The sequence below is a fragment of the Oleiphilus sp. HI0080 genome, from assembly GCF_001635135.1.
The window spans coordinates 1-377 of record NZ_LWFU01001220.1 but is presented as its reverse complement, the minus strand read 5'-3'; the positions used below and the strand labels follow the sequence as shown (position 1 = coordinate 377).

General features: G+C 46.7%; 1 protein-coding gene. It reads left to right on the top strand.

Going from position 1 to position 377, the window contains the following annotated elements; translation table 11 throughout:
* On the top strand, positions 1-296 hold a 296-nt coding region (locus tag A3751_RS21405; RefSeq protein WP_156492720.1), incomplete at its 5' end, for a Tn3 family transposase.
* Positions 297-377 lie beyond the last annotated feature (81 nt).

The following is a 377-nucleotide window of genomic DNA, read 5'->3' as shown; positions in this document are numbered from 1 at the left end:
CGGTTAATGGTAACCGATTCCGAGGTTCGTCAGATTATGAAATCAGCTTGTGGAATGAATGCGCGAGGTTGCTCACCAACGCCATTATTTACTTCAACTCAATGATACTGACCCGTTTACTGAGGCACTTCGAGGGCATTGGCGATGAAGAAAAGCTGGGGATTACAAAGCAGGTGTCGCCGGTGGCTTGGCACAACATTAATCTGAATGGGACTTATAGCTTCGACTTTGAACAAAACCTGATCGATATCGAGGAAATAATGCGGCCGATTACCGAAACTGGAGGAAATGTCTAAGTTAATACCCCTCTGGAGACCAGGAACCACGGGGGCTGTGTAGTATTATGTCTTTTTAAGACGGAAAATCCCCAGGACCCC